Genomic DNA, 16021 nt, shown 5'->3' with positions numbered 1-16021 from the left:
GGCGGCGGTATTACGGGTTCCAGCGCAGGAAATTGGCGATCAGCGCCAGGCCGAGCTTCTGGCTCTTTTCCGGGTGAAACTGCGCCCCGACCATGTTGTCGCGCCCGACCAAAGCGGTCATCGGGCCGCCATAGTCGACGGTCGCGATGACATCCTCAGCGTTTTCGGCGGCAAGATGGTAGGAATGCACGAAATAGGCGTGCAGCCCCTGCGAGCCGGTGGGAATGCCGTCGAAGAGCGGATGTTCGCGTTTCAGGTCGAGCGTGTTCCAGCCGATCTGCGGGATCTTGAGCGTAGGATCGTCAGGCGTCATTTCGATGACGTCACCGGGAATCCAGTTAAAACCATGCGTAACGGTCTTCTCGAGGCCGCGCGAGGACATGAGCTGCATGCCGACGCAAATGCCGAGGAACGGCCGTGCCTTCTTCTCGACAGCCTCGATCAGCACCTCGGCCATCCCAGGCACGGCATCGAGGCCGCGCCGGCAATCGGCATAGGCGCCGACGCCGGGAAGCACGATGCGATCGGCCGCGGCAACATCCTCCGCCTTGTCGGTGAGATTGATATGCGCATCGATACCCGCCTCACGGGCCGCTCGCTCGAAAGCCTTGGTCGCGGAGCGCAGATTGCCGGAGCCGTAGTCGATAATCGCGACGCGCATCGTCAGCGTCCTCCATCAAAACCAAAGAGACCAAGCGATGTGGCTTGGCCGTGCGGGCTGTTCGAACGGGCCTTGTTGTCCCAGTCCGGTGCCGCGGTGTCGTCACTCGCCGCGACGCCCGTCCTGTCTGCGAAATAGACCTGCTCGGCAATGCCGATCGTATCGGCTGCAATGAGCGTGTCTTCGTTCCAGCCCTTGGCGGCAAGGCTGCGAATACGGAAGTTCTGGCCCTCGAGACCGACCAGCATATTCACGCCAAGCATGATTGCCGCTCCCGCCGGTCCGAGGCCCGGTTCGTCCATCAGCGCCCCGCCAATCCCCTGCAGCAGAAAGGCTGCGGCCGCATGCAGCCACAGCCGATGCGCCAGCAGCCAAGCCCATGGAAACAGGAAGCCGAGCAGCGTGAAACCGTCACGGATGGTTCGCGTCTCGTTGACCGTGGCGCTCGAGCCGCCAGGCGGTGTCAGGAAAATATAGCTGGATGTCATTGTCGCCGCTCCCTTGAGGGGCTCAGACGAGCGTACCCTTGGTCGAAGGGACGCGGCCCGCCTGTCTCGGATCGATCTCTGTCGCCGTGCGCAATGCGCGGGCAACGGCCTTGAAGCATGTCTCGGCAATATGGTGGTTGTTGGCGCCATAATGGTTGAGAATATGCAAGGTGATGCCGGCATTTTGGGCGAGCGCCTGGAAGAATTCGCGAACGAGCTCGGTGTCGAACGTGCCGATTTTCGGCGCGCTGAAGGCGACGTTCCAGACGAGGAACGGCCGGCCGGACAGATCGACCGCGGCCTTGGTCATCGTCTCGTCCATGGCGAGATCGATCGAAGCGTAACGGGTGATGCCGCGCCGGTCGCCGAGCGCCTTGGAGATCGCCTGGCCGATGGCGATGCCCGTATCCTCGACCGTGTGGTGGTCGTCGATATGCAGGTCGCCCTTGGCTTCGATCTCCATGTCGATGAGGGAGTGTCGCGAAAGCTGGTCGAGCATATGGTCGAAGAAGCCGACGCCTGTCGAAATCGACGATTTGCCGGTGCCGTCGAGATTGACGGAAACGGAAATCGAGGTTTCGTTGGTCTTGCGGGAAACGCTGCCCGTGCGGCTTGTTACGGTCTCGGCCATATGGCCCTCCATCGGGAATAAGGCCGTTCCTTATCAGGCGCATCGGGAAATATCCAGAAGCCGGGGACGAGAAAAGCCGGCCCATTTGCAATCGGCTCCGGCCCACTTACATAGGGCTCAACACGGCTGGTAACGGCCTGGCCCGGATGACTTTAGGCCTGACTGACCTAAAGTCGGAATCCGGATCGAAATCAACGAATGGCGTAACGCCCGTGTCATGGGCAGACAGGTGTTTTATGACAACAATCATTACAGTTCGAAAAGGCGGCAAGGTGGTGATGGCAGGCGACGGCCAGGTGAGCCTCGGCCAGACCGTCATGAAGGGCAATGCCCGGAAGGTGCGCCGCATCGGCAAAGGCGAGGTGATTGCCGGTTTCGCCGGCGCCACAGCCGATGCCTTCACCCTGCTCGAAAGGCTTGAAAAGAAGCTCGAGCAATATCCCGGCCAGCTGATGCGTGCTGCCGTCGAACTCGCCAAGGACTGGCGCACCGACAAATACCTGCGTAATCTTGAAGCCATGATGCTCGTCGCCGACAAGTCGATCACGCTGGCGATCACCGGCAACGGTGATGTCCTGGAGCCTGAGCATGGCACGACGGCGATCGGTTCCGGCGGCAATTTTGCTTTCGCGGCTGCCCGCGCTCTCATGGATACTGACAAATCGGCTGAAGAGATCGCTCGCCGCGCCCTCGATATCGCTGCCGACATCTGCGTCTATACAAACCACAACATCGTGGTGGAATCCTTGGATGTCGAAGGCTGAACCGCATGCCTTCTAGGCGCTTGGCCTAGACCAGACAGGCCTTCGAGGACTTGGCGAAACAACGACGAATTACGGCCGGGCGCTGCTGAAGGCCCCGGACCGCCAGGAGAATGACACCCAATGACGACTTTTTCCCCCCGCGAGATCGTTTCCGAACTCGACCGTTACATCATCGGCCAGCATGACGCCAAACGCGCCGTCGCGATTGCGCTGCGCAACCGCTGGCGCCGCCAGCAGCTCGACCCGAGCCTGCGCGACGAAGTCATGCCGAAGAACATCCTGATGATCGGCCCGACCGGTGTCGGCAAGACCGAGATCTCGCGCCGCCTGGCAAAACTCGCCGGCGCACCCTTCATCAAGGTGGAAGCCACCAAATTCACCGAAGTCGGCTATGTCGGCCGCGATGTCGAGCAGATCATCCGCGATCTGGTCGAGGTCGGCATCGGTCTGGTGCGCGAGAAGAAGCGGGCCGAGGTGCAGGCCAAGGCGCATGTGAGCGCCGAGGAGCGTGTTCTCGATGCGCTGGTCGGCACGACAGCGTCGCCCGCCACCCGCGAAAACTTCCGCAAGAAGCTCAGGGACGGCGAGCTCGACGACAAGGAAATCGATATCGAGGTGGCCGATGCCGGTTCCGGCATGGGCGGCTTCGAAATTCCCGGCATGCCGGGCGCCAATATCGGCGTTTTGAACCTGTCGGAAATGTTCGGCAAGGCGATGGGCGGCCGCACCAAGAAAGTCCGCACGACGGTCAAGGCCTCCTACAGCGATCTGATCCGCGACGAATCCGACAAGCTGATCGACAACGAGGTGATCCAGCGCGAGGCCGTTCGCTCCACCGAGAATGACGGTATCGTCTTCCTCGACGAAATCGACAAGATCGCCGCCCGCGACGGCGGCATGGGCGCCGGCGTTTCGCGCGAAGGCGTCCAGCGCGACCTCCTGCCGCTCGTCGAAGGCACGACCGTCTCGACCAAATACGGGCCCGTCAAGACCGACCATATCCTCTTCATTGCCTCTGGCGCCTTCCATGTCTCCAAGCCCTCGGATCTCCTGCCGGAATTACAGGGCCGCCTGCCGATCCGTGTCGAATTGCGTCCGCTGAACAAGGATGATTTCCGCCGGATCCTGACAGAGACCGAAGCGAGCCTCATCCGCCAGTACCGCGCGCTGATGGAAACGGAAAGCCTGAGCCTCGAATTCACCGACGACGCGATCGACGCGCTTGCCGATGTCGCCGTGCACTTGAATTCCTCCGTCGAGAATATCGGTGCCCGCCGCCTGCAGACGGTAATGGAGCGGGTCCTGGACGATATTTCCTACAACGCGCCGGATCGGGGCGGGACGGGCGTGACGATCGATGCCGCCTACGTCCGCGAACATGTCGGTGATCTCGCGCAGAATACCGATCTCTCGCGCTTCATTCTGTGATATCGGCGCACCGGTTCATGTCTTTACCGATGTGAATACCGGATTGTGACGAACTCGACCCTCGACAGCGGGCCCTTTACTTTTTAGTGAAGGCCCGTTTTGTTTTCCGCTCCGGCTTTATTCGGCCAAGATTCTGGTCCAGTCAGCCGCATCGCAAACAGGACGATGAACGGACGGGATAGCGGATCGTGCGACGCCTTTTGACAAGCCTTTTGATTGCCGTTGCCCTGGTGAATTCGGCGCCCGCCTTCGCCATGCAGACGGTGCCGGCCGGCAATCGGCACGCCGAGCAGCCCGATATTCCCGGCGCCTCGGTCAGGCGCACCAAGGGCACCAAGAGCAGCTTCGACCTGAAATATGAAAAGGTCCATGAGCTGCTGGCGACCGATCGCGAGCTGATGGGCAAGATTCGCAAGGTCTCCAGCGCTTACGGCATCAATCCCATCCATGTCGTCGGCGCGATCGTCGGCGAGCACACCTACAATGTCGACGCCTACGACCGGCTGCAGGCCTATTATGTCAAGGCCGCCTCCTATGCCGGGGAAAGCTTCCGCTTCGCCTATGACGGCGAAAGCGTCGATGAATTCGTGGCGCGGCCGCAATTTGCCGAGTGCAATGGCAAGAGTGATTCCTATACGCTTTGGTCCTGCCGCGAAGATGTCTGGGAAAGCGATTTCCGCGGCAAGTCGGTGGGCGGCAAGAGCTTCCCCAACAACCGCTTCAGCGCGGTGTTTTTCCAGCCCTTCTATGCCGGTCAGACCTTCGGCCTCGGCCAGGTCAATCCGCTGACGGCGCTGATGCTCTCCGATCTCGTCTCCCGCGTGTCGGGTTATCCGAAGCTGAACGAGAAGAATGCCGGCGCCGTCTACAAGGCCATCATGGATCCAGATATCTCGCTCGCCTTCGTCGCGGCCTCGATCCGCAGGTCGATCGACGATTACAAGGAGATTGCCGGCATGGATATTTCGGGCAATCCAGGCCTGACCGCGACGCTTTATAATGTCGGCAATTCGCGCCAGCGCGCCGCAGCCCTTGCTGCGAAAAACCGTGGCGCCGGCACGACCGCCTGGCCGGAGGAGAATTATTACGGCTGGCTGATCAACGACAAGCTGGACGAACTCAAGGGCCTGCTCTAGCTTCAAGCCTGACGGGAAGCGTAGATCTTCCCCGAAAGGCTTTTCCGATGGACATGCGTCCTGACCCCTTCGTTCCGCCAGCACCGTTGCCGCGTACCGTGCCGCCGAGCCGGCTGGAAATCATCCGCATTATCCTGCGCAATCCGCTCGAACTCTGGGGCGAACCGTCCTACACGCTGCCCTGGATCCGCACCAATTTCTTCGGCCAGAGGACGCTGATCGTCAATGATCCCGGCCTCATCAAACATGTGCTGGTCGACAATGCCAACAATTACCGCATGTCGGATGTGCGCCAGCTCGTCCTGCGTCCGATCCTCCGCGACGGACTTCTGACCGCCGAAGGTCCCGTCTGGAAAAGATCGCGCAAGGCGGTTGCGCCTGTTTTCACCCCCCGCCATGCCCAAGGCTTCGCCGGGCAGATGTTACGCCAATCCGAAGACTATGCCTGCAAATATGAAAGCGCAGGCGAGGCAGGCACAATTTTCGATATCAGCACCGACATGACCGAGCTGACCTTCGCGATTCTCGCTGATACATTGTTCTCCGGTGAAATCGTCACCTCGAGCGGCCATTTCGCCGATGACGTCAACGAACTCCTGCATCGCATGGGCCGCGTCGATCCGATGGATCTGATGCGCGCTCCGTCATGGGTTCCACGTGTGACACGCATCGGCGGCCAGAAAGTGCTGGAGAAATTCCGCGCTATCGTGCGCAACACGATGGATATGCGGCTCGCAAAGATGAAGGCTGACCGCAGCACTGTGCCCGAAGATTTCCTGACCCTGCTCTTGGAGCAGACCGGCCCCGAGGGGCTGACGAAGGAGGAGATCGAAGACAATATTCTGACTTTCATCGGCGCCGGCCATGAGACGACAGCCCGGGCCTTGGCGTGGACGCTGTATTGCGTATCGAACAGCCCGCATATCCGCGAGGCGATGGAAGCAGAAATCGACGCGGTGCTCGCCACCGGGGCCGAACCTGTGGAATGGCTGGATCTGATGCCGCAGACGCGCGCCGCCTTCGAGGAGACTTTGCGCCTCTATCCGCCGGCCCCATCCATCAATCGCGCCGCCATATCGGATGATTCCTGGACAAGCGCCAAGGGCGAGCGGATAGAGATCGAGGCCGGTGTCACGGTGCTCATCATGCCCTGGACGTTGCATCGCCACGAACGTCATTGGGATAGGCCGCGCGCCTATATGCCCGAACGCTTCCTGCCGGAAAATCGCGGCTCCATCGGTCGCTTCCAGTTCCTGCCTTTCGGCGCCGGTCCGCGTGTCTGCATCGGCGCAACCTTTGCGCTTCAGGAGGCGGTGATCGCCCTTGCCGTTCTGATGCATCGCTATCGTTTCGATTCCACCGATCAGACCAACCCTTGGCCGGTGCAAAAGCTGACGACGCAGCCGCAGAATGGATTGCCGATGCGCGTAACGCCGCGCATAATTTCCGCGAAAGCATAAATCTTTCGAATTATTGCGGAATTGACTGTGAATGAAAGCCGGGCAAAGTGGCAGCATTCAAAGTCGTTGCCAGGGAGAATGCCGCATGAGCCGCGTTGATAAGAACGGTCTTGCCGTCGAAACGGTCCTTCATGATTTCCTCGTCGGGGAGGTGCTGCCGGGCCTGGCGGTCGATGCGGACAAGTTCTTTGCCGATTTTTCGGCGATCGTTCACGATCTCGCTCCGAAGAATCGTGCGCTGTTGGCAAAACGCGACGAGCTACAGGTCAAGATCGATGACTGGTATCGCCGGCATGGCGCGCCGACGGATATGGACGACTACCAGTCCTTCCTCCGCGAAATCGGCTATCTCCTGCCTGAGGGATCGGACTTCCAGGTTTCGACCCAAAATGTCGATCCGGAGATCGCCTCGATTGCCGGACCGCAGCTCGTCGTTCCCGTCATGAATGCCCGCTATGCCCTGAACGCTGCCAATGCTCGCTGGGGCTCGCTCTATGATGCGCTCTACGGCACGGACGCCATTGCCGAGAGCGACGGCGCCGAAAAAGGCAAGGGTTACAATCCGAAGCGCGGCGAGAAGGTCATCGCCTGGGTGCGCGATTTCCTCGATACGTCAGCGCCGCTGCAGGATTTGCGCTGGAAGGATGTCGGGAGTTTCGCCGTCAAGGATGGAGTGCTCGCTGTCAGATCGATCGATGGCGAGCAGGCCACGCTGACGGACGCCCGCCATTTTGCCGGCTATCGCGGCGACGCCGCCGCTCCGACGCATATTCTCCTGAAGAACAACGGCATTCACATCGAGATCGTCATCGATGCGGCGACGACGATCGGAAAAGTCGATCCGGCGCATATTTCCGATGTCTGGCTGGAATCGGCAATCACGACGATCATGGACTGCGAGGATTCGATTGCGGCTGTCGATGCCGAGGACAAGGTCACCGTCTATCGCAACTGGCTCGGCCTGATGAAGGGCAATCTGCGGGAAGAGGTGGCAAAGGGCGGAACGAGCTTCATCCGCAAGCTCAATCCGGATCTGCAATATGCCGGTCCGGACGGAACCTCCTTCGAACTGCATCGCCGCTCGCTGATGCTGGTGCGCAATGTCGGTCACCTCATGACCAATCCGGCGATCCTCGACCGTGACGGCAATGAAGTGCCCGAGGGCATCATGGATGCCGTCATCACCGGCTTGATCGCGCTTTACGATATCGGCCCGGCCGGCCGGAAGAAGAATTCCCGCGCCGGCTCCATGTATGTGGTCAAGCCGAAGATGCATGGACCTGAAGAGGTGGCCTTCGCCGTCGAGATTTTCTCGAGGGTCGAAGATGCGCTTGGCTTGGCGCGCAACACCATCAAGATGGGCATTATGGATGAGGAGCGCCGCACGACCGTCAATCTCAAGGAAAGCATCCGTGCCGCCCGCGAGCGCGTCGTCTTCATCAATACCGGCTTCCTCGATCGGACCGGCGACGAGATCCACACCTCGATGGAAGCCGGCCCGATGATTCGCAAGGGCGACATGCGCCAGGCGGCCTGGATTTCCGCCTACGAGAACTGGAATGTCGACATCGGGCTCGAATGCGGCCTTGCCGGCCACGCCCAGATCGGTAAGGGGATGTGGGCGATGCCGGATCTGATGGCGGCGATGCTCGAACAGAAGATCGCCCATCCGAAGGCCGGCGCCAACACCGCCTGGGTACCGTCGCCGACGGCTGCAACCCTGCATGCCACCCATTATCACCGGGTCAATGTCGCCCGCGTTCAGCAAGGACTGAAGGATCGCGCCCGCGCCAAGCTCTCCGACATTCTCTCCGTGCCGGTTGCGGTGCGGCCGAACTGGACGCCGGAGGAAATCCAGCGCGAGCTCGACAACAATGCCCAGGGCATCCTCGGTTACGTCGTGCGCTGGGTCGATCAGGGTGTCGGTTGCTCGAAGGTGCCCGACATCAACAATGTCGGCCTGATGGAGGATCGCGCCACATTGCGCATCTCGGCTCAGCACATGGCGAACTGGCTGCATCACAAGGTCGTCACGGAAGCTCAGATCGTCGAGACGATGAAGCGCATGGCCGCTGTTGTCGACCGGCAGAACGAATCGGATCCCGCCTATCAGCCGATGGCCGGCAATTTCGACGGTTCGATCGCCTTCCAGGCCGCCCTCGATCTCGTCCTGAAGGGCAGGGAGCAGCCGAACGGCTACACCGAGCCGGTGCTTCACCGCCGCCGCCTCGAGCTGAAGGCGAAGCAGGCTGCGTGATAGGAAGATACGAAAAGGCCGCCGGAACGACAGTCCCAGCGGCCCTTTTTTTACCGAATTCGATATCTAGCTTACTGAATGACGACGACCTTGGATGTGCCCTTGCCGGGACGAACGCGGCTGTAGAGGTCGATAACATCCTGGTTCATCAGGCGAATGCAGCCCGAGGAAGCGGCGGTGCCGATCGAAGCCCATTCCGGCGTGCCGTGCAGGCGGAAGAGCGTGTCCTTGCCGTTCTCGTTGAAGAGATACATGGCGCGTGCGCCGAGCGGATTGCTGAGACCCGGGCCCATGCCGTCTTCGACATATTTGGCGACGTCGGGCCGGCGGACAGCCATTTCCTTCGGCGGGTGCCAGGTCGGCCATTCCTGCTTCCAAGCGACGTAGGCGGTGCCGGCCCATGCGAAGCCCTGCTTGCCGACGCCGATGCCGTAGCGCATCGCCTTGCCGTTGGCCAGGATGTAATAGAGGAAGCGCTCGCGCGTGTTGACGATGATCGTGCCGGGGCGCTCGGTGGTCTCGTAGTTGACGACCTGGCGGCGGAACTGCGGCTTGACCCGGCTGATCGGGATCGCCGGCAGCGAGTATCCGGCATCCTTCGTCACGCCGTAGGCGTCATCGAAGATCTGGGCCGTCTGTACTGTCGGGCCTGCGCCCTTGTCGTCGACGGACGCGCTGTCTGAGCTCGTGGAGCAACCGGCCAGAGCGAGCGTTGTCAGCAGGCCAAATACAGGGAATGCATTGCGGATGCGCATGGATGACTCTTGAAGTTTTGGGGCAAGGAGAACGGTCTCTCGACCATCGTTGATTATGGTTTATTTTCGATTAACTTGCGCTTTGCAAGGCTACTGCAGCGCGACAAATCCGTCTGCGGCGCAAATTAGAAGCGCATGGTTTTTTTGCAACAACACGCCAGCCCCTGCGGTGGTTATCCATGACGATTTTGAGTGTTTACAATAACAATCCGTTAATCGATGGCCGGCAATCGGACAGGGCCATGATGGTGCGGCGGGGAACGCAGATATTGCTGCATGAAATGCGCCATGCCGTGCTGCCCGAACTGCCGCTCGCCAGCGGCCGCCGCGCCGATCTGATCACGCTTTCGGAGAAGGGCGAGGTCTGGATCATCGAAATCAAGACATCGATCGAGGATTTCCGGGTGGATCGCAAATGGCCGGAATACAGGCTGCATTGCGACCGCCTGTTCTTTGCGACTCACCAGGATGTGCCGCTCGACATATTTCCCGAGGAATGCGGTCTGTTCCTGTCGGATGGTTATGGCGCCCATATGATTCGCGAGGCGCCGGAACACCGCATGGCGCCGGCCACGCGCAAATCCGTCACGCTCAATTTCTCGCGTGCCGCCGCCCAAAGGCTGATGATGGCCGAATGGGCGAACGGAAAACCGTTCACCGTGGACGATGTCTGATGCTGCGCCTGCTTATTTTGGCGCGCGCTTGGCAAGGATGCGCTGCAGTGTGCGCCGGTGCATGTTGAGCCGGCGCGCCGTTTCGGAAACATTGCGCTCGCACATTTCATAGACCCGCTGGATGTGCTCCCAGCGCACCCGGTCGGCCGACATCGGATTCTCGGGAAGTTCCGCCTTTTCGCCCGGCCGCTGCGTCAGCGCCGAAAACACGTCGTCGGCATCCGCAGGCTTTGCCAGATAATCGACGGCGCCGAGCTTCACGGCCGTGACCGCCGTTGCGATATTGCCGTAGCCGGTCAGCACGATGATCCTGGTGTCGTCACGCCGCTGGCGGATCGCCTCGATGACGTCAAGCCCATTGCCATCGCCGAGCCGCAGGTCGACCACCGCATATTTCGGCGGCCTGCCTCTCGATTTGGCAACGCCCTCCGCCACTGATTCGGCTGTCTCCACCTGGAAGCCGCGCGTCTCCATCGCCCGTGCCAGGCGGCGCAGGAACGGCCCGTCGTCGTCGACGATCAGCAGGCTGGCGTCGGGACCGATATGATCCTCATCCGACGCGGCGAAATTGTCATGGTTCTGTTCTGTCATCGTTTCGGTCCCGGCGGTTGAACGCCCGATCTGCGTCAGCCGCTCTATCCTGTTTATGCCGACAAAGTCATTTTGTCGAATTTGCGTCGATCAGCATACGTGGCCATTCGATTCGGATACGCGCGCCCGCACTTTCCGGATCGCGGTTCTCGAAAATCAGCGACGCGCCCGAGCGCTCCAGCAGCGTCTTGGCGATGAAAAGCCCGAGCCCCAGGCCGCCGGCCGTATCCTCTTTCTGCCGCTTGGTCACATAGGGCTCGCCGATCCGCGTCAGAATATCGGGCGCATAACCGTTCCCATCGTCTTCAATGACGATCAGCACTTTGTCGTGATCGTGCTCGATGGTGACGGTCACTTTCTCGCGGGCATAATCGACGGCGTTTTCGATCAGGTTGCCGAGCCCGTACATGATGCCGGCATTGCGGTCGGTCACCGGCTCGCCCTTGCGTGGGCTCTTTTCGATGAGTTCCAATCTGATGCCGAATTCCCGGTGCGGCGCGACGATCTCCTCGATCATCGAGGAAAGCGGCAGGCGGCGCATATGCGCTTCGCCCTCGGAGGAAAGTGTGGTCAGCCGCCGCAGGATATCGCGGCAGCGTTCGCTCTGGCTGCGCAGCAGCATCACGTCCTCGCGGAAACGATCGTCGTCCTTGAGTTCCCGCTCCATTTCCTTGGCGACGACGCTGATCGTCGCCAGCGGCGTCCCGAGCTCATGGGCGGCGGCGGCCGCCAGCCCATCGAGTTGCGAAAGGTGCTTTTCTCGCTGCAGCACCAGTTCGGTCGCAGCCAACGCATCGGCAAGCTGGCTCGCTTCCATCGAGACCCGATAGGCATAGAAGGCGGCGAATGCCATTGTCGAGGCGATCGAGCACCAGACGCCGAACTGCATGACATTGTGCACGTTGATCTCGACCCCGTCGAACCAGGGCAGCGGAAAGGGCGAAAAGGCAAGCACCGTGATGCAGACCATCGCAAAGCCGATCAGCGCGGTGCTGTAGCGGATCGGCTGCGAGGCAAAGGAGATGATGACGGGCACGCAGACGAGCGCGGCGAAGGGATTGGCCAGGCCGCCGGTGATGAAGAGCAGCGCGCAGAGCTGCAATAGGTCGAAGCCGAGCAGAGCGAAGGCGGCCGGCGCTTCCAGTCGGTGGGTCGGCGGATAACGGATCGTCAGGTAGAAATTCACCCAGGCAAGGGCAGCGATCAGCGAAGAGCTGGCAATCAGCGGCAAAGGAAATTTCAGCCAGAAGGCAACGATGAACACCGTCAGCGCCTGTCCGCCGACGGCAAGCCAGCGCAGCCGCACCAGCGTCTGCAGGCGCAGCCTGCGGCTATTATGCCGGTCTTCCAGCGTATAGCCTTCCGTCTTGTCGATCATGCCAGGCTTGTCGATCATGCCGCGGGCTCCTTGAATGGGCCTCATGTACCACGCGGTTTTGCCCGTGTCGTCGGCAACGCATCTTCCGGCCGCTCCGGCCAGGGATGCCGGGGATAGCGGCCGCGCATATCCGCACGCACATCCCGCCACGAGCCGGCCCAGAAGCCTGGCAGGTCGCGCGTCGTCTGGATCGGCCGGTGCGCCGGCGACGTGAGTTCGAGCAGCAGCGGCAGGCGACCGCCGGCAATCGCCGGGTGCTGCTTCAGCCCGAACAGCTCCTGCACGCGGATCGTCAGCACCGGCTCCTCGCCCTCATATTGGATCGGATGCCTTTGGCCGGTGGGGGCCTCGAAATGGGTCGGCGCGAGCCGGCTGAGGTCGCGTTGCAATTCATGCGGTACCAGGGACATCAGGCCGTTCGAAAGTCCGGCTGCTGATATTTCGGACAGGCCGCGGGCCTCCGTCTGGAAGGGTGCGAACCAGTTGTCCAGCCGGGAAAGCAGGGCGTCATCGCTGACATCGGGCCAAGGTTCGCCGATTGTCCTGTGGAGGAAGCCGATCCGCTCGCGAAGCTGAATGGCTTCCTTCGAGAAGGCAAGTTGATCGAGCCCCAGCTCGCGCACCCCATCCACCAGCGCCTGGGTGACGGCTGCACCGGAGGGGCGCGGCAAGGGCGTCTCGTCGAAGATGATCGCGCCGAGCCGGGTTGCTCGCCGCGCCCGTATTTGCCGGCTTTGCCGATCGAAGAATATTTGATCGCCGGATTTGATCTCGCCGGGCAACTCGGCTTCGATGTCGCCGCGTGTCACTTCGGCTGCCGCCAGAACCCGCGCCTGCGCCGCTCGTCCGGTGAGATCGGCAATCACCAGCATCTGGCTGCCCGCCAGCCTCTCGGTTTCCGGCAGCTCCGCGCCGCGCCCGTTCGCCATCACGAATCGGCCGCGTCCGCCGCGCTGAAGTGCGATTCGGTCCGGGAATGCGTGCAATAAAAGCTGGCCCGCAAGCGCCGGCGCCGTTGCCGCACCGCTGTCGAGGCCGCTCGCCAGCCGTCCCGCCAGCCGGCGCGAGGCCTCTGCTCTCTCGCCGCGCTCAGCCTTGAAGCGCCGCAGCCGTTCCTCGATATCGACGCTCGTTCCGCCAAGCCCCTGTTCGGTAAGAAGCACGGCGATCATCGCTGCATCCCGGGCATATCCGGCTTCCCCCGCCGAGACGACCATGGCGGCAAGCCGCGGCGGCAGTGCCAGATCGCGCATCACCTTGCCGCGCGCCGTCAGCGCTCCGTCCTTGTCGAGCGCGCCGAGCTGGCCGAGCAGAACCCGCGCTTCCCTCAGCGTCGTTTCCGGCGGCTGATCGACGAAGGCAAGGGATGCCGGATCTTGAACGCCCCAATGTGCGAGGTCGAGCACCAGCCCCGAGAGATCGCTGGAAAGGATCTGCGGCGGTGTGAAGGCCGGCAGTGCCGCCGTCTGTCCCTGGTGCCACAGCCTGACGGCGATACCCGGTTCCGTTCGTCCGGCACGACCCGCCCGCTGATCGGCGGAAGCCCGCGATACGCGCACCGTCTCCAGCCGTGTGATCCCGGTCGACGCCTCGAACACCGGCAGACGCTGCAGCCCGCTGTCTATAACGATCCTGACGCCGTCGATGGTGATCGAGGTTTCGGCGATCGATGTCGCAAGCACGATCTTACGCGTCCCCTGGGATGCCGGTCGAATAGCCGCATCCTGCTCCTTCTGGCTGAGATTGCCGTAAAGCGGCGCAATCACCGTTTCGGCTCCGAATCGTCCCTGCAGACGTTCCACCGTCCGCGTGATTTCCGCCTGGCCGGGCAGGAAGGCGAGGATCGAGCCGGCCTCATTGGCATGCGCATCGAGTATCGCCCGGGTGACGGCATCCTCGATGCGTTCGCCGCCCGGCCGATCCTGATAGCGGATATCGATCGGAAAGCTGCGCCCCAGGCTTTCGATGACGGGCGGATGGTCGAGCAGGGCGGCCACACGTTCGACATCGAGGGTCGCCGACATGACGAGGATGCGCAGATCCTCACGCAGCGCCGATTGGACGTCGAGCGCCAGAGCGAGTCCGAAGTCTGCATCCAGCGAACGCTCATGGAATTCGTCGAAGATCACCGTCGAGACACCGGTCAGTTCCGGGTCGTCGAGGATCATCCGGGCGAAAACCCCTTCGGTCACCACCTCGATCCGTGTCGCTGCCGATATTCTGTTGTCGAGGCGCATGCGGTAGCCGACCGTCCCGCCGACCTGTTCGCCGATCAGCGATGCCATCCGGCTTGCCGCTGCCCGCGCCGCCAGACGTCGCGGCTCCAGCAGGATGATCTTGCCGTCACCGCGCCAAGCCTGGTCGAGCAGGTATAGCGGCACCAGCGTCGTCTTGCCGGCGCCGGGTGGTGCGGAAAGAACGGCGCGTCTCCGCTCGGCCAAGGCGGTACCGACGGCCGGCAGGACATGTGAAACCGGAAGGTCCGGCAATGATGCACTGATTGTCACTTTCGGCCCGTCACAGTCTCATAGGCAAGAATCGCCCCGGCGAGATCTTCCAAAGCTGCGCCGACCGACTTGAACAGCGTGATCTCAGCGTCGTGGCTTCGTCCGCCATGGGCGCCGCTGACGAGTTCCGCAAGCTCGGCCTTGATGTCGCTTTCTTTCATCACACCGCTTTTCAGCGGCTGGACGATGTCGCCCGCCTCGCTGATAGCGCCGGCGCGCGTATCGACATAGACCGAAGCACGGCGGATGGCCTCGTCGTCGCTTTCGCGCATGTTCGGTTTGAAGGCGCCGACGAGATCGAGATGGGCGCCGGGTTTCAGCCATTCGCCTGATATCAGCGGCTCGCCGGAAAGCGTGGCGCAGGAAATGATATCGGCCGTCCGCGCCGCGGTTTGCGCATCCGCGACCGCCTCGGCATCGAGGCCGAGCGCTCGTGCTTCGGCGGCGATCTTTTCCGCCGCTTGGCCGTTGCGGCCCCAGACCCGATAGCGCTTGATCGGTCGGGTCGTGCCGTGGGCCAGCATCAGGTTGAGCGACAGGCGACCTGTTCCGCAGACCAGCATCTCCTCCGCGTCGGGACGGGCGAGATGACGGGCCGCCAGAGCCGATGCCGCCGCCGTCCGCCGCGCGGTCAGTTCGCCGCCGTCGATTGCGGCAAGCATCTCGCCGGTAGCGCCGGAGGAAAGAAGATAGGTTCCGAAGATCGCCGGCAGGCCCCGCCGCACATTGCCTGGGAAGACCGAGACCGTCTTCACCCCGGCATAGCGCCCGGGAACCCAGGCCGGCATCAGGAGCAGCGTCGCGCTCTCTTCATTCGGGACGTCCATTTCATGGTGATGGCGCACCGGCATCACGCAATCGCTCTGGAACATCCGGGCGATCGCCTCGATCAGCTCCGGCCAGGGCAGGGCCGCGCGCGTCTGTTCTTCATCGAGGACAAGCATTCTTCACTCCGCCGTATCGTTCTTCATCGCCAAACTAGCGAGTGAGGCGCGTCATAGGCAAGCACCCTGGAATTCCGCGTCGGGCACCCCATATATGGCTTGTCTCCCCCCGCCGAAGCCTTTCTTTCAGGATTCGGCAAAACGAATCTCAAAAACCACCCAATCGGGCGGGAGATTTGCTTGTTTTTGAAGGCGACCCCTAAAAGCCCTTCATTTTCAACCTGTTACAAAAATGTCAAAAAACTTTGTTTTGGTGTGTTGACTTGGAAAAGGGGTTAGTTCTATAAGCCCCCTCACTGAACGAGGGCGGCGGCGCTGCTGGCGACGAAGTCTTTCGTTCTAAAGAA

At 61.8% G+C, this 16021-nt stretch carries 14 protein-coding genes; 6 read left to right on the top strand and 8 right to left on the bottom strand.

The annotated features are described in order from the left end of the window. Positions 1-10 precede the first annotated feature (10 nt). The 3 genes from hisH to hisB are packed head-to-tail and all read right to left on the bottom strand — an operon-like array spanning position 11 to position 1780. A complete protein-coding gene (gene hisH, locus FHT79_RS30065; protein ID WP_047615989.1) occupies positions 11-661 on the bottom strand; it encodes an imidazole glycerol phosphate synthase subunit HisH in 651 nt (216 codons plus the stop codon). Between the two features lie 2 nt (positions 662-663). Beyond that, a complete protein-coding gene (locus FHT79_RS30060) occupies positions 664-1149 on the bottom strand; it encodes a DUF2628 domain-containing protein (RefSeq protein ID WP_097544623.1) in 486 nt (161 codons plus the stop codon). A gap of 22 nt (positions 1150-1171) precedes the next feature. Then, positions 1172-1780, bottom strand: coding sequence for an imidazoleglycerol-phosphate dehydratase HisB (gene hisB / locus FHT79_RS30055; protein WP_047616097.1), 609 nt, complete (start codon positions 1778-1780; stop codon positions 1172-1174). Between the two features lie 236 nt (positions 1781-2016). On the opposite strand from hisB, the gene hslV reads away from it, so the two are divergent. The 5 genes from hslV to FHT79_RS30030 all read left to right on the top strand — a co-directional run bounded on the left by hslV (position 2017) and on the right by FHT79_RS30030 (position 8825). Further along, the gene (gene hslV, locus FHT79_RS30050; RefSeq protein ID WP_004677140.1) at positions 2017-2544 is read left to right on the top strand and encodes an ATP-dependent protease subunit HslV; all 528 of its coding nucleotides are present in this window, start codon (positions 2017-2019) and stop codon (positions 2542-2544) included. Between the two features lie 120 nt (positions 2545-2664). After that, positions 2665-3972: an ATP-dependent protease ATPase subunit HslU gene (gene hslU, locus FHT79_RS30045; RefSeq protein WP_132574520.1), complete on the top strand. Its 1308-nt coding sequence runs from the start codon at positions 2665-2667 to the stop codon at positions 3970-3972. A gap of 188 nt (positions 3973-4160) precedes the next feature. Continuing rightward, positions 4161-5108: a DUF1402 family protein gene (locus FHT79_RS30040; RefSeq protein ID WP_063473906.1), complete on the top strand. Its 948-nt coding sequence runs from the start codon at positions 4161-4163 to the stop codon at positions 5106-5108. Between the two features lie 47 nt (positions 5109-5155). After that, positions 5156-6568, top strand: coding sequence for a cytochrome P450 (locus FHT79_RS30035; protein WP_183904622.1), 1413 nt, complete (start codon positions 5156-5158; stop codon positions 6566-6568). Between the two features lie 85 nt (positions 6569-6653). Further along, positions 6654-8825, top strand: coding sequence for a malate synthase G (locus tag FHT79_RS30030; RefSeq protein ID WP_183904621.1), 2172 nt, complete (start codon positions 6654-6656; stop codon positions 8823-8825). A 71-nt stretch (positions 8826-8896) separates the two neighbouring features. Here FHT79_RS30030 and FHT79_RS30025 read toward each other — a convergent pair whose 3' ends face one another. Further along, entirely contained in the window at positions 8897-9580 is a 684-nt protein-coding gene (locus tag FHT79_RS30025; RefSeq protein WP_183904620.1) for a L,D-transpeptidase, read from the bottom strand. A gap of 179 nt (positions 9581-9759) precedes the next feature. Between FHT79_RS30025 and FHT79_RS30020 the strand changes: the two genes are divergently transcribed. Next, positions 9760-10254, top strand: coding sequence for an MmcB family DNA repair protein (locus tag FHT79_RS30020; RefSeq protein WP_010029986.1), 495 nt, complete (start codon positions 9760-9762; stop codon positions 10252-10254). 12 nt (positions 10255-10266) lie between these two features. On the opposite strand, the gene FHT79_RS30015 is transcribed toward FHT79_RS30020, so the two are convergent. The 4 genes from FHT79_RS30015 to FHT79_RS30000 all read right to left on the bottom strand — a co-directional run bounded on the left by FHT79_RS30015 (position 10267) and on the right by FHT79_RS30000 (position 15674). After that, the gene (locus tag FHT79_RS30015; RefSeq protein WP_011649881.1) at positions 10267-10845 is read right to left on the bottom strand and encodes an ActR/PrrA/RegA family redox response regulator transcription factor; all 579 of its coding nucleotides are present in this window, start codon (positions 10843-10845) and stop codon (positions 10267-10269) included. 67 nt (positions 10846-10912) lie between these two features. Further along, positions 10913-12241: an ActS/PrrB/RegB family redox-sensitive histidine kinase gene (locus FHT79_RS30010; RefSeq protein WP_174824491.1), complete on the bottom strand. Its 1329-nt coding sequence runs from the start codon at positions 12239-12241 to the stop codon at positions 10913-10915. 23 nt (positions 12242-12264) lie between these two features. Then, on the bottom strand, positions 12265-14730 hold the full coding sequence (gene hrpB / locus FHT79_RS30005) for an ATP-dependent helicase HrpB (RefSeq protein ID WP_183904619.1): 2466 nt from the start codon (positions 14728-14730) through the stop codon (positions 12265-12267). Then, positions 14727-15674: an ornithine cyclodeaminase family protein gene (locus FHT79_RS30000; protein ID WP_183904618.1), complete on the bottom strand. Its 948-nt coding sequence runs from the start codon at positions 15672-15674 to the stop codon at positions 14727-14729. The genes hrpB and FHT79_RS30000 overlap by 4 nt, the downstream gene beginning before the upstream one ends. Between the last annotated feature and the right edge of the window lie 347 nt (positions 15675-16021).

This window comes from Rhizobium sp. BK212 (genome assembly GCF_014197475.1).
Classification (GTDB): domain Bacteria; phylum Pseudomonadota; class Alphaproteobacteria; order Rhizobiales; family Rhizobiaceae; genus Rhizobium; species Rhizobium anhuiense.
The sequence above is the reverse complement of the archived record's forward strand: the minus strand, read 5'-3'. Positions and strand labels throughout refer to the sequence as shown.

What these genes read in the sequence shown, in the direction of transcription:
- FHT79_RS30025 (WP_183904620.1), bottom strand. Translation starts at nt 9,580, where the DNA reads ATGCGCATCCGCAATGCATTCCCTGTATTTGGCCTGCTGACAACGCTC.
- FHT79_RS30020 (WP_010029986.1), top strand. Translation starts at nt 9,760, where the DNA reads ATGACGATTTTGAGTGTTTACAATAACAATCCGTTAATCGATGGCCGG.
- hisH (WP_047615989.1), bottom strand. Translation starts at nt 661, where the DNA reads ATGCGCGTCGCGATTATCGACTACGGCTCCGGCAATCTGCGCTCCGCG.
- FHT79_RS30000 (WP_183904618.1), bottom strand. Translation starts at nt 15,674, where the DNA reads ATGCTTGTCCTCGATGAAGAACAGACGCGCGCGGCCCTGCCCTGGCCG.
- hslV (WP_004677140.1), top strand. Translation starts at nt 2,017, where the DNA reads ATGACAACAATCATTACAGTTCGAAAAGGCGGCAAGGTGGTGATGGCA.
- FHT79_RS30035 (WP_183904622.1), top strand. Translation starts at nt 5,156, where the DNA reads ATGGACATGCGTCCTGACCCCTTCGTTCCGCCAGCACCGTTGCCGCGT.
- FHT79_RS30010 (WP_174824491.1), bottom strand. Translation starts at nt 12,241, where the DNA reads ATGATCGACAAGCCTGGCATGATCGACAAGACGGAAGGCTATACGCTG.
- FHT79_RS30015 (WP_011649881.1), bottom strand. Translation starts at nt 10,845, where the DNA reads ATGACAGAACAGAACCATGACAATTTCGCCGCGTCGGATGAGGATCAT.
- FHT79_RS30030 (WP_183904621.1), top strand. Translation starts at nt 6,654, where the DNA reads ATGAGCCGCGTTGATAAGAACGGTCTTGCCGTCGAAACGGTCCTTCAT.
- hisB (WP_047616097.1), bottom strand. Translation starts at nt 1,780, where the DNA reads ATGGCCGAGACCGTAACAAGCCGCACGGGCAGCGTTTCCCGCAAGACC.
- hslU (WP_132574520.1), top strand. Translation starts at nt 2,665, where the DNA reads ATGACGACTTTTTCCCCCCGCGAGATCGTTTCCGAACTCGACCGTTAC.
- FHT79_RS30060 (WP_097544623.1), bottom strand. Translation starts at nt 1,149, where the DNA reads ATGACATCCAGCTATATTTTCCTGACACCGCCTGGCGGCTCGAGCGCC.